Source organism: Anoxybacillus eryuanensis (assembly GCF_051200995.1).
Classification (GTDB): Bacteria; Bacillota; Bacilli; order Bacillales; family Anoxybacillaceae; genus Anoxybacillus; species Anoxybacillus tengchongensis.
Genome location: NZ_JBPODS010000005.1, coordinates 52,901 through 70,860, shown reverse-complemented (window position 1 = coordinate 70,860; position 17,960 = coordinate 52,901). Strand labels below are relative to the sequence as shown.

Annotated in this window: 18 protein-coding genes; 8 read left to right on the top strand and 10 right to left on the bottom strand. The window is 40.7% G+C overall.

Annotated features, from left to right (window positions below; all coding sequences use genetic code 11):
• Positions 1 to 18 precede the first annotated feature (18 nt).
• Positions 19 to 348 (bottom strand): hypothetical protein, encoded by a 330-nt coding sequence (locus HNQ84_RS07530; protein WP_435621696.1) that lies wholly within the window; start codon positions 346 to 348, stop codon positions 19 to 21.
• Between the two features lie 227 nt (positions 349 to 575).
• On the opposite strand from HNQ84_RS07530, the gene HNQ84_RS07525 reads away from it, so the two are divergent.
• Both HNQ84_RS07525 and HNQ84_RS07520 read left to right on the top strand, forming a co-directional pair.
• Positions 576 to 1,637 (top strand): nitric oxide synthase oxygenase, encoded by a 1,062-nt coding sequence (locus HNQ84_RS07525; protein ID WP_435621695.1) that lies wholly within the window; start codon positions 576 to 578, stop codon positions 1,635 to 1,637.
• A gap of 116 nt (positions 1,638 to 1,753) precedes the next feature.
• Positions 1,754 to 3,235 (top strand): methyl-accepting chemotaxis protein, encoded by a 1,482-nt coding sequence (locus HNQ84_RS07520; RefSeq protein ID WP_435621694.1) that lies wholly within the window; start codon positions 1,754 to 1,756, stop codon positions 3,233 to 3,235.
• A gap of 291 nt (positions 3,236 to 3,526) precedes the next feature.
• Here the strand turns inward: HNQ84_RS07520 and HNQ84_RS07515 are convergent, their stop codons facing one another.
• Both HNQ84_RS07515 and HNQ84_RS07510 read right to left on the bottom strand, forming a co-directional pair.
• Positions 3,527 to 5,653, bottom strand: a complete 2,127-nt coding sequence (locus HNQ84_RS07515) for a bifunctional diguanylate cyclase/phosphodiesterase (RefSeq protein WP_435621738.1) — start codon at positions 5,651 to 5,653, stop codon at positions 3,527 to 3,529.
• A 166-nt stretch (positions 5,654 to 5,819) separates the two neighbouring features.
• On the bottom strand, positions 5,820 to 6,269 hold the full coding sequence (locus tag HNQ84_RS07510) for a C40 family peptidase (RefSeq protein WP_435621693.1): 450 nt from the start codon (positions 6,267 to 6,269) through the stop codon (positions 5,820 to 5,822).
• A 225-nt stretch (positions 6,270 to 6,494) separates the two neighbouring features.
• Between HNQ84_RS07510 and HNQ84_RS07505 the strand changes: the two genes are divergently transcribed.
• Positions 6,495 to 7,184 (top strand): TerC family protein, encoded by a 690-nt coding sequence (locus HNQ84_RS07505; protein WP_435621692.1) that lies wholly within the window; start codon positions 6,495 to 6,497, stop codon positions 7,182 to 7,184.
• 127 nt (positions 7,185 to 7,311) lie between these two features.
• Here HNQ84_RS07505 and cdr read toward each other — a convergent pair whose 3' ends face one another.
• Entirely contained in the window at positions 7,312 to 9,753 is a 2,442-nt protein-coding gene (gene cdr, locus HNQ84_RS07500) for a CoA-disulfide reductase (protein WP_435621691.1), read from the bottom strand.
• Positions 9,754 to 9,932: 179 nt separating this feature from the next.
• Between cdr and HNQ84_RS07495 the strand changes: the two genes are divergently transcribed.
• The 4 genes from HNQ84_RS07495 to HNQ84_RS07480 all read left to right on the top strand — a co-directional run bounded on the left by HNQ84_RS07495 (position 9,933) and on the right by HNQ84_RS07480 (position 13,138).
• Positions 9,933 to 10,649 carry an arginase family protein gene (locus HNQ84_RS07495; protein WP_435621690.1) on the top strand — a complete coding sequence of 239 codons (717 nt, stop codon included), beginning with the start codon at positions 9,933 to 9,935 and terminating at the stop codon, positions 10,647 to 10,649.
• Positions 10,650 to 10,746: 97 nt separating this feature from the next.
• Positions 10,747 to 10,977: a FeoA family protein gene (locus HNQ84_RS07490; protein ID WP_006321986.1), complete on the top strand. Its 231-nt coding sequence runs from the start codon at positions 10,747 to 10,749 to the stop codon at positions 10,975 to 10,977.
• Positions 10,974 to 12,977 (top strand): ferrous iron transport protein B, encoded by a 2,004-nt coding sequence (gene feoB / locus HNQ84_RS07485; RefSeq protein ID WP_435621689.1) that lies wholly within the window; start codon positions 10,974 to 10,976, stop codon positions 12,975 to 12,977. Before HNQ84_RS07490 ends, feoB begins: the two co-directional genes overlap by 4 nt.
• A 14-nt stretch (positions 12,978 to 12,991) precedes the next feature.
• Positions 12,992 to 13,138 (top strand): FeoB-associated Cys-rich membrane protein, encoded by a 147-nt coding sequence (locus HNQ84_RS07480; RefSeq protein WP_183242805.1) that lies wholly within the window; start codon positions 12,992 to 12,994, stop codon positions 13,136 to 13,138.
• A gap of 16 nt (positions 13,139 to 13,154) precedes the next feature.
• Here the strand turns inward: HNQ84_RS07480 and HNQ84_RS07475 are convergent, their stop codons facing one another.
• Complete coding sequence (locus HNQ84_RS07475; protein WP_435621688.1) at positions 13,155 to 13,433, bottom strand: acylphosphatase; 279 nt, start codon at positions 13,431 to 13,433, stop codon at positions 13,155 to 13,157.
• A 113-nt stretch (positions 13,434 to 13,546) separates the two neighbouring features.
• Here HNQ84_RS07475 and HNQ84_RS07470 point away from each other — a divergent pair, with 113 nt between their 5' ends.
• Positions 13,547 to 14,278, top strand: a complete 732-nt coding sequence (locus HNQ84_RS07470; protein WP_435621737.1) for a DUF4397 domain-containing protein — start codon at positions 13,547 to 13,549, stop codon at positions 14,276 to 14,278.
• A 12-nt stretch (positions 14,279 to 14,290) separates the two neighbouring features.
• Here HNQ84_RS07470 and HNQ84_RS07465 read toward each other — a convergent pair whose 3' ends face one another.
• The 5 genes from HNQ84_RS07465 to sat are packed head-to-tail and all read right to left on the bottom strand — an operon-like array spanning position 14,291 to position 17,953.
• Entirely contained in the window at positions 14,291 to 14,791 is a 501-nt protein-coding gene (locus HNQ84_RS07465; protein WP_435621687.1) for an NAD(P)-dependent oxidoreductase, read from the bottom strand.
• A gap of 4 nt (positions 14,792 to 14,795) precedes the next feature.
• Positions 14,796 to 15,503 carry a sirohydrochlorin chelatase gene (locus HNQ84_RS07460; RefSeq protein ID WP_435621686.1) on the bottom strand — a complete coding sequence of 236 codons (708 nt, stop codon included), beginning with the start codon at positions 15,501 to 15,503 and terminating at the stop codon, positions 14,796 to 14,798.
• 3 nt (positions 15,504 to 15,506) lie between these two features.
• The gene (cobA, locus tag HNQ84_RS07455) at positions 15,507 to 16,280 is read right to left on the bottom strand and encodes a uroporphyrinogen-III C-methyltransferase (RefSeq protein WP_435621685.1); all 774 of its coding nucleotides are present in this window, start codon (positions 16,278 to 16,280) and stop codon (positions 15,507 to 15,509) included.
• Between the two features lie 9 nt (positions 16,281 to 16,289).
• Positions 16,290 to 16,877: an adenylyl-sulfate kinase gene (cysC, locus tag HNQ84_RS07450; protein ID WP_183242954.1), complete on the bottom strand. Its 588-nt coding sequence runs from the start codon at positions 16,875 to 16,877 to the stop codon at positions 16,290 to 16,292.
• Entirely contained in the window at positions 16,877 to 17,953 is a 1,077-nt protein-coding gene (gene sat / locus HNQ84_RS07445; protein WP_435621684.1) for a sulfate adenylyltransferase, read from the bottom strand. The genes cysC and sat overlap by 1 nt, the downstream gene beginning before the upstream one ends.
• Between the last annotated feature and the right edge of the window lie 7 nt (positions 17,954 to 17,960).

Below are 17,960 nucleotides of genomic sequence, written 5' to 3'. Positions count from 1 at the left end.
CGAGGGGGAGCCCCTCGTTTATTTCGTTAAAATGAAACGAATGCTAGTAATGGCCGCCTCATGCTCAAGAGAGCGGTGTGAAAGAAGAGTTAACAGTTGCTCATGGGTGTCGATTTTACTTTCTAGTTTTTTGACGATTTCATTTGTTTCAAGCACTGCTTGTTGGATAAGCGCTAAGTCTTGTTTTGTTGCCATATTAGCTTTGATTTCTTCAAGCTCTTGCTTTGTTGCCATATTAGCTTTGATTTCTTCAAGTTCTTGTTTTGTTGCCATGTTAGCTTTGACTTCTGCCAGTTCTGCTTCCATGTTTTCAAGCTTGTCCAAAATGCGTTGTAGCATATGCTCCATGCTTACCCTCCTTTCGTTTGGAAAAGTAGAGAGGGAAACAGTTGTGTGGCATGTCGTACGTTGAAAAGAGGCTTTGTTTGATGTGGCAGTACAGATGAAGACCGTTCCCCATTCTTATTATAAATGATAAGAATGAAGAGCGGAACAGGAAACGATATGCTCTTTCTTTTCATTTTCTTCATACATGATGTATTGTATAAGAAGATACGAACATGGAGTGATGGCATATGTTATGGAAAGAAGCAGAGCGATTTATTACATTATGTTATAAAGAGTTAGGAAAAAGCGATGATGACATTCATGAACGTTTGCAACAAATTAAGCGTGAGATTGAACAAAAGGGGACGTATGAACATACGTATGAAGAACTTGAGCACGGAGCGCGTATGGCATGGCGCAACAGTAATCGTTGTATCGGGCGTCTATTTTGGCAAACGCTTCATGTGTTTGATGCACGTATGATTGAGCGGGAAGAGGATATCGCTGAGCGACTGTTTTATCACATTGAATTTGCGACAAACATTGGGAAAATTCGTCCGACCATTACTATTTTTCGTCCTGAGCGGGTACGCATCTGGAATCATCAACTAATTCGCTATGCAGGTTATGAAACAGAGCATGGAATAATCGGGGACTCATCGTCTATCTCGTTTACGAAAGCATGTGAGCAACTCGGATGGAGAGGGGAACGAACGCATTTTGACATCTTGCCTCTTGTCATTCAAGTGGATGGGCGCAAGCCGAAGTTATTTCCGATTCCAAAAGATATTGTGCTGGAAGTGCCGATTGAACATCCGATGTTTTCATGGTTTCGCGATTTACAATTAAAATGGTATGCAGTGCCGATTATTTCAGATATGTGTTTAGAAATCGGAGGCATACGTTATACAGCAGCCCCGTTTAACGGCTGGTATATGGGAACAGAAATTGGTGCGCGCAATTTTGCTGATGATTACCGCTATAACATGCTTCCGAAAATTGCTTCATGCATGGGACTTGATACGTCAAGAAATAGTACATTATGGAAAGATCAAGCGCTTATTGAATTAAATATCGCTGTTTTATACTCATATAAAAAAGCAGGGGTAAGTATTGTCGATCATCATACCGCCGCACAGCAGTTTAAGCGGTTCGAACAGCAAGAGCAAGAAGCAGGAAGGAAAGTAACAGGCAGTTGGACGTGGCTCATTCCCCCACTTTCTCCTGCAACGACGCACATTTTTCACCAACATTATGATAATACAATCGTCAAACCGAATTATTTTTATCAACAACGTCCATATGAGTAACACCGCTATTGACGCGGTGTTTTTTATATGAATACATCTTTAATTTTCAGAATATTATTTACTAACTTCTTATTTTTTTGATATAGTATAGGAAAAAGGAAAAGGGGGAGGTTTGAGTGGATTTTATTGGGCAACTCAAAATGGAAGAAATGCGAAGGAAAAATTTTTTCTTGTTCCTTATTTACACATTTAGCGCGATAACAGGTGTGATCGGACTTATTTTTATTGGAGAGAAAGTTGAGAAGATTGCCATTTATGGTGGAAGTCTTGTGCTAAATGCCCTCGTGTATATGGCGTTAAAAAAGATAAAAAAATACGAACATATCTATCCATATTTTATTATTTTTATATTATTTTTTGCGACATTAGGTAGTTTATTTACGACAGGGGGGAGTTTAGGAACGATTGCGCTCGCTTTTTGTTTAGTTGTGTTATCCGTGTTACATTTAAATCGCACGTTGTTTGTAACAGGACTTCTGCTTGGCATTATCATTTTAGTTGTCGGTGCGCTTGTTCCTTCTTCTTTTCAGCAAGTATTTCAAAAAACAGGACATACGGTTTTTATTGTTTATGTGATGATTGGTATCGCCCTTTCTGTGTTATTACATTTAAGTCGCAAACAATTTCATCAACTCGTTGAACATGTAGGACAGACGCATGCCGAAAAAGAAAAGCAAATGGCAAGAAGACATGAACTTGAAGACCAGTTAAAGCATATTATTGAAAATGTTGAACATATTCATCAACAAGTACTTCAAAATGTACAAGCACAAGAAGAAATGAAAGAAGCGATTCGGCAAGCAGCGGTAGCAGGTCAAGCGCAAAGCGAACAAGTCATTGATATTCATGATGAAGTAGCGGAAGCGAAAGCAATGAGTGAGCAGATTTATGAGACTTCTAAACAATTAAAAGAGCACTCATCACAATCGAGCGAGATGGCACAAGCGGGTATGCAAAAAATGCATCTTTTATTGACACATACAGAAAAATTTCATGACGCGATTCATGCTACAAAAGCAACATTACATGCGTTAACAAGTAAAATTGCCAATACAAATGAGTTAACGAAACAAATTAAACAAATTACAAATCAGACGAATTTATTAGCTTTAAATGCAACGATTGAGGCAGCACGAGCAGGAGAGTATGGGAAAGGATTTGCGGTTGTTGCTGAAGAAATTCGCAAATTGGCTGTATTGACGGAAGAAACGACACAACACATCGTTCGTAATTTAGCGGAAGTCAATGAAAGCAACAATGAACTATTAGAGAGAATGAATGAAACGAGTGAACAATTAACGAAAAATGAGACGTTAACGGATGAAGTGAATGTGTATTTTGAAAAATTGTATCAGTCGTTAAATCATTTGCAAGAACAATTATCTTACTTTTTTATCATTAGCGAAAAGCTAGAGAAGCAAGGGGAGAAGATGGATCGTTCCATTAGCGATTTTTCTGTCTTTATTCAGCAGTCGAGCGCATCGCTTGAAGAAGTAAGTGCGACAGTTGAACATTTAAAAGATGCGAATGAAAAAATGGCAGCATATGTAACAGAAACCGCCCAACGTGCTGCAATCATTCAGCGACAAATGTTATAAAAAGGAAAAGCACCCCGAAAAAGCTGGAGGTGCTTCTCTTTTTAAAAAGATTCATGCCAACTGCTCTCTTGTCTCAAGAAAATCGTTCCACATTGTAAGGAACAAGTCAATGAGTTTCGGATCGAATTGTTTTCCGCGACCATCAAGCAAAATTTCTTTTACTTTCTCTGGTGGAAATGCATCTGTTAGTTTCTAATAATATAAATTGATTGTAGCTTTTCTTCTGTTACCCCTGTGTAACTTATCTGTTGCAGTCGCTTATGGTCTGTTACCATCCCCCAAGTACTCCCCTTATCGTATATGAGCTGTTTGTAACTGTTTTACCACTTGTTCAAAAGGAACAGGTGGACTAAATAAATAACCTTGCGCTTTGTCGCAATGAGTGGATTGTAAAAACGATACGTGTCGATCTGTTTCTACTCCTTCAGCGACAATGTGAAGTTGCAAACGATGGGCAAGTGCGATAATCGCTTCTGTTAATTTTGCGGTATGTTCGTTTGTAATGACTTCGAAAATAAACGATTTATCAATTTTTAGTGTGTCAACTGAAATATGGCGTAAATAGGCAATGGATGAGTAGCCGCTTCCGAAATCGTCAATTGCGATGCGAATGCCTATTTGTTTCAGTGCCCGGATCGTTTCAATGACTTGTTTTTCATCGCTTAAGGCGACATTTTCTGTAATTTCTAGTTCAATATATTGTGGTTGTAGACAAGTTTGTTCTAATAGCTGTTGTACAAAAGAAAAGAACTGCTCGTTTTTTAACTGACGAAGCGATAAGTTAATGCTTACATATATGTGAGACATGCCTTGTTCATGTAGCCGTTTTAAATCTAATACAGCTGTTTGGAAAATATATTCTCCAAGCGGAATAATAAAACCGTCTTCCTCAGCGATACTAATAAATTCATCTGGTGGAACGAATCCGAGTTCTTCGTCTTTCCAGCGAGCGAGTGCTTCTATGCCAACAAGCCGATTTTGTTTCATATCGATAATTGGTTGGTAATATACAGAAATGGCACGTTGCTCTAGCGCAACGTGTAGTCGCTGACGAATGAGCGATTTTCGCATCCGTTCTTTTTCAAACGTTGGATCGTACATCGCCCATTGATTTTTCCCTTTTTTCTTTGCTTCATACATTGCCATATCCGCATGTTGAATCAATGTCATTTCATCTTCACCGTGCGTCGGATATATGCTTATGCCGAGACTTGTTGTAATAAACAGCTCTTTTTGACGGACGAAAAAAGGTTCACCAAGTATATCAATCATCTGTTGTGCTACTTGTTCAAGTGAAGGAACATCAGAAACAATGACCGCAAATTCATCACCCCCAAGGCGAGCGACAAAATGATCGTGCAAATGGCTTAATCGTTTCGCCACCAATTGCAACAAAAGATCGCCAGCCGCGTGACCGAGTGAGTCGTTAATGTTTTTAAAGTTATCTAAATCAAGGAAAAAAAGCGCCACCGTTTCGTTTTTTACTTTCGCTATTTCCAATCGTTCACGAAGTGTATCGATAAAATAACGACGATTTGGTAAATTCGTTAGTTCATCGAATAACGCCTGTTTTCTTAGCTGTTCCCGACTTTTAGCGAGCGCTTGTTCAGCGCGCTCTCTTGCCTGAAACGGTTCTTTAAATGATGCCAAGTATAAGCCACGTAAAAAGTAAGAAAAGCCGATCACTTTATATATATGTCCGAAGATGTTTAGCACATCATAAACGTTACGATATAACGTAAAAATCAGCTCGCTTAAAAATAAAAAGACGAAACCAGCAATGACATCAAGCGTCGGTGCTAATCGTTTTTCTTTATATTGGCCGATGAGTACAACGATTGTGATAACATGCAACGTTGTAATGATATATTCTATCCCATTTTTAAATGGTGTTGTTCCTACCCCTTCGATGACAAGCGGAGGAAGCGAATCTGCAGCGTGCACAATTCCCACCGACACTAGCCCGATATATAGGAATGGAACGAAGAAAGCAAGAAACTTCTCTTTTTCCTGAATCGGACCGTCAGGAAGCAAGAAAGCGAGCAATAAAAATATGGCTTGGGTCATACGGGCAGCTAGCCAGAAAGAAGTTGAAAGTTGAACCGAGCTATCGGCAACGATAATGCCAGGCATTTGTTTATATGTAAGCGTATGCAATAAATCGAGAAAAGCAACAGTTAAAAATGTTGTTGCAATACGTAAACGACGGCGTGACAATGCTTGGGGAAATGAAATCCACCCTTGAAACGCAATGGCCATGGCTACCGTAATACTGAAAAACTCAAGTAATGTATGAACCGATAAAAAATGGTTCCGCTCAAATGTCATTGTTAACGATGAGCTAAATAGTAAAATGCCTAAAAAACAAATGAAAGCAAAAACAGTTATGGTCACCGTTCGCTTCTCTTTTTTTGTCATCAATGTTATGTCCCTCCACCATCCCCATGTTACATACATTATATATCGGAAAAACGGGAGAGGAAATGAAAAAATAATGAAAAAAGCAGGGAATGTCCCCTGCTTTTTGTCGAGAGCAAGCACTTCGCGTCGAAATGACGTTCGGCATGAAGTGCTTGCCTTCGCATTATAATCGTTTTGCACCTACAAAACGTTGTTTCCAATAAGCTTGGTGGATGGAGTTTACTTGAACGCCTTTTGATGATGTTGCATGAATCATACGACCATCGCCGATATAGATCGCTACGTGGGAAACCCCTTTATGTTTCGACGTTTTGAAAAATAGTAAATCTCCTGGTGCTAATTGGTTAAGAGAAACAGGCTTCCCTTTCGCATACATTGCACTCGAAGAATGCGGAAGCGAAACTCCTACTTTCTTATATGTATAGCTAACAAAACCGGAACAGTCAAATCCTTTTGGCGTCGTTCCTCCTGCACGATACGGTGTGCCAATAACCTTATGGGCTTCAGCGATGAGCGTATTTGCTGAAAAGGCAGCCTCTGTTTTGAAAGGGCTTGCAAAATACGTGAAACATAGCAACATGAAGAGAGCGGTAGTGGCTAGAGCTTTTTTCATTGCTTGAACCTCCAAAAGACTTGTTCCATGGACGACTACATTATAGCAAAAAAGATGTCGAAAAATTGTTACATAGCCATTAAATTATGTTACAAATACATTACAACGATCGTTTTTTGTAAAAATAAAGAGAGAATTTAACATATATGTCGGAACACAAAAGTTGAATGTAGACGGGCTTCACGATAAGATAGGGGAGAAGTACATTGAAAAAGGGGAACTGTAATGGGTGATTGGATGATTTCATCAGAAGCGCTTCTTGCTTTGTTAAAAATTATTGCCATCGACATTATTTTATCTGGAGATAATGCAATTGTTATTGCGATGGCTACACGTCGGTTGCCAGAAAAACAACGCAATCGAGCCATTTTATTTGGTACAGCTGGAGCGGTTATTTTACGCGTATTATTTGCCGCAGTCATTGTATTGTTATTACAAATTCCGTTCGTCCATCTTGCCGGGGGATTATTATTGCTTTGGATCGCATATAAAGTGTTGATCAATGAAGAGGAAGAAGCGAACGTACAAGCTGCCGATCGTTTATGGAAGGCGATTTGGACAATTATTGTAGCCGATGCTGTCATGAGTTTAGATAATGTCGTGGCGATTGCAGGGGCGTCAGGCGGGCATATTGGCATGATCGCTTTCGGTGTCGCCATTAGCATTCCGATTATGATTTTTGGGTCGAAGGCGATTGTGTTGGCGATGGAGAAGTATAAATGGATTCCTTATGTTGGATCAGGTATTTTAGCGTGGACAGCGGGGGAGATGTTATTAAAGGATGAACAAATAAAAAAATGGATGATTTTTTCCAAAGATTCACAATCGCTCGTATTCCTTATTGTTGTGACAGCTTCTATTTTACTAGCGGGATATGTAAAAAATAAAAAAATAGATAAACGAAAAATGGCATAAAAATTTTATGAACATATGTATAAAACAAAAAAGAACGGTCATAATGAATAATGCTAAGTGTATTCCCCCGATCCCCCTGTGAATATACTTGAAAGGGCTATCTCCGTAGCGAGATAGCCCGATTTTTTTAAATAAACAAGTTTAATCCTGCTTCTTCTGCATCACCTAAATATGTGGCGACACCGCCCACTTCGATTCCATTGATTAATTCCTCTTTTTTAATGCCCATAATGTCCATTGACATCGAGCAGGCGACAAGTTTAACTCCTGCAGCCATGGCGTTTTTCATTAATGTTTCAATGTCATCTACATGTTTCTTTTCCATGACGTATTGAATCATTTTTGGTCCCATGCCTGCCATGTTCATTTTTGATAACGGGAGGTCATGGACACCTTTTGGCATCATCATGCCGAACATTTTTTCAAGCATATCTTTTTGTACGGGAGGTGCATCTTTTTTTCGTAAAATATTGAGCCCCCAGAATGTAAAGAACATTGTTACTTTTTTGCCCATTGCAGCAGCCCCTGATGCGATAATAAATGATGCGATCGCTTTATCTAAATCTCCGCTGAAAACAACAAGTGTTGCGCCGTCTTTTCTTGTTTCTTTTTCAGGTAAAGTGATTTTATTCGTTCCTTTTTGAATGTAGGCAATAAACATTTTATTTTCAAAAGTTGTTTTTAACAGCGTATTACCTGTTTTTTTGCACCATGATTGAATATCGCGTGCAAACCCTGGGTCCGTTGCTTTTACTTCTAGTACATCTCCATCTTTTAACTGTTCCATCGTTTGATATACTTTCATAATTGGTCCAGGGCATTGGAGTCCACATGCGTCTAATGTTGTTGTCGCTTGAACATTCATGACGTCTACACGCTCCACTTGTTTTTCTGTTTGTTCCTCTTTTCGTTGCTCTTGTTGTTCGCTATAAACAGCTGCATATGTTTTATATCCGCCATCTAAGTTTTTCACGCGGAAACCGTGCTGACTTAATATACGTGCAGCTAAATAACCACGTAGTCCGACTTGGCAATATACGTAGATCGTTTCATCTTTAGGCAATTCATGAAGTCGTTTGCGTAATTGTCCAAGCGGAATATTTATTGAGCTTGGAATAAAGCCCATGTCGCGTTCTATTTCCTCACGAACATCAACAAGACATGCTCCGCTCTTCACTAATTCATTGACTTCATGCCATTGAATCGTTTCAACCATATCTTCAATGATGTTTGTTGCGACATAACCAGCCATATTCACTGGGTCTTTAGCAGATGAATATGGCGGTGCGTACGCTAATTCTAAATCTGGTAAGTCAAACACAGTCATTCCGCCTTTGATTGCTGTCGCAATGACGTCAATTCGTTTATCGACACCGTCATAACCAACTGCTTGTGCCCCAAATATGCGACCTGTTTGTCGATCAAATAATAGTTTTAGAGCAATTGGAAATGCACCTGGATAATAGCTTGCATGTGAATTTGGATGAATGTGTATCACTTCATATTGTATGCCGAGACGTTGTAACGTTTTTTCATTGTTTCCTGTTGCCGCTACCGTCATGTCAAATACTTTCGCGATCGCTGTGCCAAGCGTTCCTTTGTAGTTTGTGTTTCGACCATTGATATGGTCAGCAACAATTCGTCCTTGCCGATTTGCTGGCCACGCGAGCGGAATGTGAGTCGGTTTGCCGTTAACATAGTCCATCACTTCGATTGCATCGCCAATGGCATAAATCGATGGATCAGATGTTTGTAAATATTCATTTACTTGAATGCCACCCCGTTCGCCAATCGCTAATCCTGCCTGTTTCGCTAATTCATTTTCTGGTTTTACGCCAATTGCTAATACGATCATGTCCGTATCAAGTGTTGTTCCGCTTTGTAGGCGAACAATTTTTCCTTGCTTTTCAAATGCTGCGACACCGTCTTCTAAAATGAGTCGCACGCCTTTATCTCTCATATGCTGATGGAGAATCGCCGCCATTTCGTAATCGACAGGTGCCATAATTTGCTTCGCCATTTCAACAAGCGTGACATGTATGCCACGTTCCCATAAGTTTTCCGCCATTTCTACCCCGATAAAGCCGCCACCGATGACGACCGCTCTTTTCGGTTTCTTTTCATCTACATATGCTTTGATCCGATCTGTATCTGGAATGTTGCGCAATGTAAATAAATCGTTCGCTTCTTCGATACCTGGGATGTTTGGTTTTATTGGGCTTGCCCCTGGCGATAAAACGAGATAATCATAGTTTTCTTCATACGTTTTTCCGGTTGGCAAATGTTTTACAGTTACCGTTTTACGTTCACGGTTAATGGCAATGACTTCGCTTTGAATACGAATGTCAAGATTAAATTTTTCTGCCATGCCTTCAACCGTTTGTACAAGTAAAGCATCACGCTCTGCGATTGCACCACCGATATAATATGGAAGGCCACAGTTTGCAAATGAAATATATTCTCCACGTTCAAACATTACGATTTCTGCTTGTTCATCTAAACGACGTAAGCGAGCAGCTGTCGTTGCGCCACCAGCTACGCCACCAACTATCACGATTTTTTTGCTCATCTTGATCAGCCCCCTTACATTGTGAATTGTATCACAAGAATATATATAGATAAAGGGGTATTAGTATTTGTTTTTTGACAAATATGTGAATTCTTTCACGAAAAACGTCGTTGTGCATGTGATTAAGATGTTTGTATAATTTGATTGAAGAAAAAACTTGCACAAGGGTGGGGAGAAGTATGCATCCAAGTGTAACGTTTTTAAACTTCGATCATACGTATACGTGGCAACGAAACCTTCTTCGTTTTCCTCATGAATGGATCGAGATGGATGACATTAAAGGAACGAATTTATATTGCGATGACGGTGCGATGCAAGAAATTGAAAAACGACTAGCATGTCGCCATACAAGAGGGATAACGTTGATCGGAAGCGGGAATTATCATTACGTTTCATACGCATTACTTAAGCCGTTTCGTGAGCCGTTTACGCTCGTATTGTTTGACCATCATACAGACATGAATGAGCAAACGTTGTTTCCACTTCTTTCATGTGGTTCATGGGTATTATATGCTCAAAAACACGTTCCGACATTAAAACATGTTGTCATCATCGGTTCTGCAACTTCACAAACATCTTCACATGTTACGATCTTTCCAAAAAGCAATTTCATGTATGCGCCAATGACGATTGTGCGCGCAATTCCGACAAAACATATATACATTAGCATTGATAAAGATGTGCTTCGCCCTCAAGATGCACAAACAAATTGGGATCAAGGGACAATGTCGCTACGCTCCCTTATCACTTACGTTGACTATCTTTTCCGATTCAAGCATGTGCTCGGTGTTGACATATGCGGTGAAGATCGTTTGTTTTGTGTAAAAAACGAACGAGCGAATGAAGCTATTATACAGACATGTTTTAAACATATGCCTGTGTCCTCCGCATCGTAATATTTTGTGAACACAATAAAAAAAGATAGATGTTTTTGTTTACTCGTACTATAATGATTAATGAAAAAGGTTATCATTATTAATTGGGGGATTACGTATGGTTGCGATGACGCAATTACGAGTTGGGGAACGTGCGAAAATTGTTGATTTATCGCGAGTAAGTGATTTAGTAAAAAGAAGATTGTTAGATATGGGGGTAACGGAAGGGGCAGAAATTTGTTTGAAATGCACGATGCCGCTTGGTGGCCCATTTATGATCGAAAATTGTGGACAATGTGTCGGCATCCGCCGTCATGAGGCGATGAACATTCAGGTGAAGCCGCTATGATGCGTATTGCACTTGTAGGTAACCCAAATACAGGGAAAACGTCATTGTTTAATCAATTAACAGGAACGTACGAGTATGTGGGAAACTGGAGCGGCGTTACCGTTGAAAAAAAAGTGGGTGTTTTGCGTAGCAAAAAAGCAAAAATGATTGATTTGCCGGGCGTATATTCGCTTCATCCACTTTCCCGCGATGAGCGTGTCGTGACGCAATTTTTATTGACTGAATCGTTCGATGAAATTTTAAATATCGTCGATGCGTCACAACTAGAACGAAATTTATTGTTAACTGTGCAGCTATTAGAATTCGGTAAACCGCTGACAGTCGCTTTAAATATGGTGGATGTCGCAGAAAGACGCGGCATATTTATCGATCAAGCCAAATTAGCAGAAGCGTTGCGCGTTCCTGTTGTTCCTGTCATTGCTCGAACAGGGAAAGGATGCGATCAAATAGAACACACGTTGCTTGAAAAAGTGACAGGGCAAACGGAGCCTTTCACTCTTTTTTACGGTGAGGCGATGGAACGAGCGATTGAACGATTTATCGCGTCATGGGGCACAGAGGAACAATTCCCAGTTCGTTGGTTAGCCATTCAATTTTATGAAGGAAATAGCTACGTTCGTGATTATGTTGCAGAAAAATGGCCGGAGGCAACATGGCGTTCATTATATGAACAAGCAGAAAAAGAAGTTCAGCATACGGAACGAATGTCGCTTGCTCAGTTTATTTATGAAAAACGCCGTTCATTTGTAAAAGAGGTCATCGAACAAGTTGTGCAACGCACAGAAATCGGACAGGTAACGCTGACGGATCGCATCGATGCAGTTGTGACGAATAAATATATCGGTATTCCGCTTTTTTTACTAGCTATGTATATGTTATTTCAACTTACATTTGATTGGCTCGGAGCACCGCTTTCCGATTTGCTTGATGCCTTTTTCGCTGGTCCGTTAACCGATTCGGTGACAGCGATGTTAGAAGTGATCGGTGCTTCTGAATTTATCCGTGCGCTCGTTGTTGATGGTGTGATTGCAGGAGTAGGCGGTGTGCTTGTGTTTGTTCCGCAAATTTTCATTTTATTTTTCTTCATTTCTTTCTTAGAAGATTCAGGGTATATGGCGCGTGTAGCGCTTGTCATGGATCGATTAATGGAAGCAGTTGGATTGAACGGAAAAGCATTTATCCCGCTTATTATCGGATTTGGTTGTAATGTTCCGGGTGTCATGGCGGCACGGACGATTGAGCAGCCACGGGAGCGGCTTGTGACGACATTGTTAACACCGTTAATGTCTTGTTCCGCACGCTTGCCGGTATATGCTCTGTTTGTCGGTGCATTTTTTGCAGCACATCAAGCTATTGTCGTTCTTTCTTTATATGTTCTAGGCATTTCACTTGCGCTTATACTTGCAAAACTTTTTTCGTTAACGATTTTAAAAGAAGAAACATCGGTATTTGTCGTGGAATTGCCGCCATATCGTATGCCACAATGGCAAGCACTATGGCGTAGCACGTGGGATAAAGGAAAAGGATTTGTGAAAAAAGCAGGAACGTTTATTTTTGGTGGTTCCGTTGCCATTTGGTTATTATCTTATGTTGGTCCGCACGGTGTTAATGTAAATATGGACGACAGCTTTCTGGCGATAATCGGTGGTATACTTGCCCCGCTGCTTGCCCCACTTGGATTTGGAACGTGGCAAGCTGGAGCAGCGTTGTTAACCGGCTTTTTAGCCAAAGAAGTCGTTGTATCAACGATGAACATTATTTATCATGTGCCGGATGTTGAATCGCTCCAAGGGTTGATGGCAACGCACTTTACTCCGCTATCAGCGTTTAGTTTTATGGTGTTCGTTTTACTATATGTTCCATGCTTAGCCACTGTCGCAACGATTTATAAAGAGACAGGTTCACGAAAATGGACGATGTTTTCGATTGGTTATGCGCTCGTGCTTGCATATATCGTTTCGTTTGTCATTTACCAAGTTGGAGGCTTGTTCAGCTTCTAAAGGAAGGGATATATATGATTGTAAATGTTGTTATCGGATCAATCATTTTCGGATATGCGGGATGGACGATTTTTCGTTTTATTCAAAAAAGTAAACGTGGTACATGTGCGGCTTGTTCTGTCAAAGGATCATGTAGCACTAGTTGTCATGAAAAAAGCTGACCTCGGTCAGCTTTTTTCAGTATATTATGCGAAAAGCTGTTTCATGAGAGACGGTAGGAATGGCGTACTGTTCTATGCGTTCTACATACGCAAACGGTGGTCCTTGTTTTATTTTATCAACAAACACTTCAACCTTTTCCACTTCCCCTTGAACTTCCATTTCGATCATATGATCGGCATCACAATTTTTTATCCAGCCAGTTAATCCTCGTTTTCTTGCTTCATATTGGGCGAAGTAACGAAATCCTACACCTTGTACGCGACCGTGCACAACAATGGAATAACGAACGACCATCTATTTATCTCCTTCGCAAAAAATTTTCTATAAAAATCATACAACAGCCTACCTTGTATTGCATACGTTGAATACGTAAAAAGATTTACGAGGGAGGAACGGTTGTGAACGAAATGGATCGTTACATTCAAAAAGCAGTTATGTATGATTTGTTGGCGCGTTATTATCAATATAAAGATTGGGATCAGTATGAAAAGTATATGCGAAAACATATGGAGTATGTAGAAAAGGTCGTGAAGTCACGCGAAGAAGATAGAGATGATGACGCCGGACGAGTTCGTTTATTTCATGCATCGCCTAATGCTCCTGCGGTTGATGTATATGTCAATGGGCAAAAAATATTACGGAATGCGAAATATAAACAACTCAGTCAATATATGAAAATACCAAAAGGAGAGCATCGCATCGATGTGTATCCAGCAGGACATACGACGTCTCCAGTTCTTAGTCAAACGATTCAAATATTGCCGAAAATGACGTATACGCTTGCGGTGATCGGTGATGTTCATCGCTTACAACTTCTTTCTATGCTCGACCAACCATATGCGCCGCACGGAAAAGCGAAAGTGCGTTTCGCCCACTTTTCCCCAGATGCCCCAGCGGTAGATATTGCGTTGCGCAATGGCGATGTGCTATTTCGCAATGCCTCATTTGGAAAGGTGACGGATTACATTGAAGCGCCAGTCAACGAAAAATTACATGTCGATGTGCGAGTGGCAGGAACAAATCAAGTGGTTTTATCGATTCCCAATGTACGCTTCCAACCAAATAAGTCTTATACGGTCGTTGCCGTTGGTTACGTATCCCGCACTCCTTCATTAGAAGTATTGTTGCTAGAAGCATAAAAGAAAGAGCTGTCAATGCTCTTCTTTTTGCTTTTGGCGTTGTTTATATAGTTGTTCGACATGCTCGGCAATCGATTCGTCAAATATTTGTTCTAGTTGTTTTTTTATTTCTTTCGCAAGTGCAGGGTTTGCTCCACCTGTCGTAATGGCAATTTGTAATTTTCCACGCGAAAAAGATGCAGGTACATGAACGTTGCCGAGAAGATGGTTGCTCGCTACGTTGACAAGTTGGTTTGGTGATGCATATGTAGCGATTTGCTCATTGACATTCGGGTCGTTTGTCGCCGCAATAATCAAAAAAGCATCGCTATAATCGGTTGGCTCAATGGGACGGGGGTGCCACGTAATTCGTTTTTGTTCGGCTAAATGAACAATGGCATCGATCGCTTCTGGACTAATGACGGTAATATAAGCTCCCTCATGTAAAAGAGGGAGAAGGCGGCGATACGCAATCTGTCCCCCGCCAGCAATAACAACTTTTTTCCCTGTCATGCGTACAAAAAAAGGGAGCATACTTTCATCCCCATTCCTTCACTTGTTTTTCAACGAGGTGATCTAAAACATCGTATGTTCGAACGGGAGGATACAACGTAAACGACACTTCGCTCGTTTGGTTTGCTTGCAACGTCTGATGAATGTAGTCAAGCAACTGGCCAAAAAATAAAATGTACGGAACAACAGCTACTCGCTTACGCTCTGTTGTTTGAGCAAGCGAAGTGATAACGTCGGAAAAAGAAGGGAAGGCAGCCGCTAAATAGCACGGATATACAGTGATGTTTGTCTCATGTTGTAGTAAATGTGCGATCTGTCTAAAATCCGCTTGTGCCTCAGTATCGCTACTTCCGCGACCAACTAGTACAATGGCATCAGCGTGTTCGATCGTCGCGGACAGAGCAGAAACGATATCATATTGTACACCGAATGGCTTTCCGTATGTAATCGTCACAGAAGGAAACATCTCTTTTGCTTTTTCTAATTCATACGGAATGTCGCGTTTGGCATGATTCGCTGACAATAGTAAAAGTGGAACAGCTAAAATCGTTGTTGCTCCGTCGCGAACACAACGTTCCACCCCTGCGACAATATTCGGCTCGCATAATTCTAAAAAGCATACATGTTGAATGGGGATGGAGATCGAAGAAGAGAGGCGTTCAACAAAAGCGATCGCCTCTCTTTGTCCTTCTACTGAACGGCTTCCATGACAAATATATAATACAGCTTTCATACGTTACCTCATTCCATGTGCCATTTTTTCTTCTAACATCGTTTCAAACCATTGCAGCTGCTCATGTAGCTGAACAACTTCTCCGACAATAATGATACTTGGATTAGAGATCGCCTGTTTCTTTACAGTATCTACAATCGTCTGTAACGTTGCTACAACTGTTTTTTGTTCAGGGATCGTTCCCCATTGAATGATCGCAACAGGGGTTTGCGGTCGTTTTCCGTATCGCTGTAACTGTTTACAAATCGACGGAAGATGTTTAACACCCATATAAATGACGAGTGTGTCCACGCCTTTCGCTAAATGTTCCCATTGCACAGCGTCTACGGCGTCGAGTCGGCGATGACCTGTGACAAATGCCACGCTTCCACTAAAATCACGATGAGTCACAGGAATGCCAGCATACGCTGGAACAGCAATGCCAGATGTGACACCTGGGACGATTTCAAAAGGAATGCCGTGTTTTATAAGCGCTTGTGCTTCTTCACCGCCACGTCCGAATAGAAAAGGATCGCCACCTTTTAATCTTGTTACAATTTTACCTTTTTTTGCATACTTCACTAAAAAACGATGAATCGTCTCTTGTTTCATTGTATGGTAATTTGGTAGCTTCCCACAATAAATTAAATCGGCATCATGTTTCGCAAACGATAAAAGCTGTTCGTTAATAAGGCGGTCATATAAAATGACATCTGCTTGTTGAATACATCTTAATCCTTTTACCGTAATAAGTTCAGGATCCCCAGGACCAGCGCCGACTAAATATACTTTTCCCATTGTCTTCACCTAAATCCATTGTTTATTTTTTAAGTAAGAAATGATTTGTTGAACGCATTGGTCAATTGAATATTGATCTGTATCGACGACGAAGTCTGGCGATAACGGCGGTTCATATGGAGAATCGATGCCAGTGAAGTCACGAATTTCTCCATTTCTCGCTTTTTTATATAATCCTTTTGGATCGCGTTGTTCGCATGTTTCAAGTGGACAGCGGACATAAACTTCAACAAATTCATCTTGTTCGAGTTTATTACGAACGAGTTGGCGATCTTGGCGAAACGGAGAAATAAAAGCAGTGAGCACGATTTGGCCGCTATCGACGAACAATTTCGCGACTTCGCCAATGCGACGAATATTTTCAGTGCGATCTTTCGTAGAAAAACCTAAATCGCTATTTAAACCGTGACGCACGTTATCACCATCAAGTACGTAACAGTGAATATTTTGTTCAAACAACGTTTTCGCGACAGCGTTTGCTAACGTGGATTTCCCGGATCCTGATAATCCCGTAAACCAAAGGACAAAACTATGATGGTTGTTTTTCTTTCTTCGATCTTCTTTTGTTACACTTTCTTTATGCCAAATAATATTCATCATCGCCCACCTCCGACCGTTTGTAAACCATCCATGAGCACACGAACGACTTCAGGGCGACTAAATGTACTTGGAGGCATGTCACCAGCGCGCAACATTTCTCGTACTTTTGTTCCTGAAAGAACAACGTGAGCCGTCGCATCATGCGGGCATGTTTTTGTTGACGCCATCGCTTCGCATTTTGTACAGTAAAAGCTATGTTCGAAAAAGAGAGGAGTAATGCCGAGTTCTTCGTTTGTAAACTGCAAGAAAATTTTTTGTGCATCGTATGTGCCGTAATAGTTGCCAACCCCCGCGTGATCACGACCGACAATAAAATGTGTGCAGCCAAAGTTTTTGCGTACGAGTGCGTGAAAGATGGCTTCACGTGGCCCGGCATAACGCATGGCAGCTGTAAATACTCCAAGAAAGACACGATCTCTTGGATAATAATGTTCGAGCAATACTTGATAACTTTTTAGACGAATGTCTGCAGGGATGTCGTCATCTTTTGTTTCGCCAACGAGCGGATTTAAATAAAGACCATCGACAATTTCAAGTGCACATTTTTGAATGTATTCATGAGCACGATGAACCGGATTGCGTGTTTGAAATCCAACGATTGTTTTCCAACCAAGCTCTGCAAATCGTTGTTTTGTTTCTTTAGGGGTAAAAAAGAACGACGAAAAAACCCCTTTGTTTGTTTCACGTACGAGCGTTACAGGCCCAGCAATGTATACATCCGGTTTTTCAAATAATTTTTTGACGCCAGGGTGTGCCAAATCTTCCGTCTGGTAAACAAGCAGCGCTTCTTTTCGTTTATCTGGTCGATATATATCTTGCACTTCTATTGTGCCGTATACCGTTTGATTAAAAACGAGCTCGACTTCATCCCCGAGCGACAGCTGTTTCGCTTGTTGTTCGGTTACCGCAAGTGTGATAGGGATGCTCCATACGGCTCCGCTTGTTAGTCGCATCGTTTCAACAACCGACTCATAATCGCCCTTTCCCAAAAAACCAGTGAGCGGTTCGTATCCACCAATTGCAAGTAATTCGAGGTCACTTAATTCTGCCTTACTTAATACAATTTGTTTCATTTTTTAT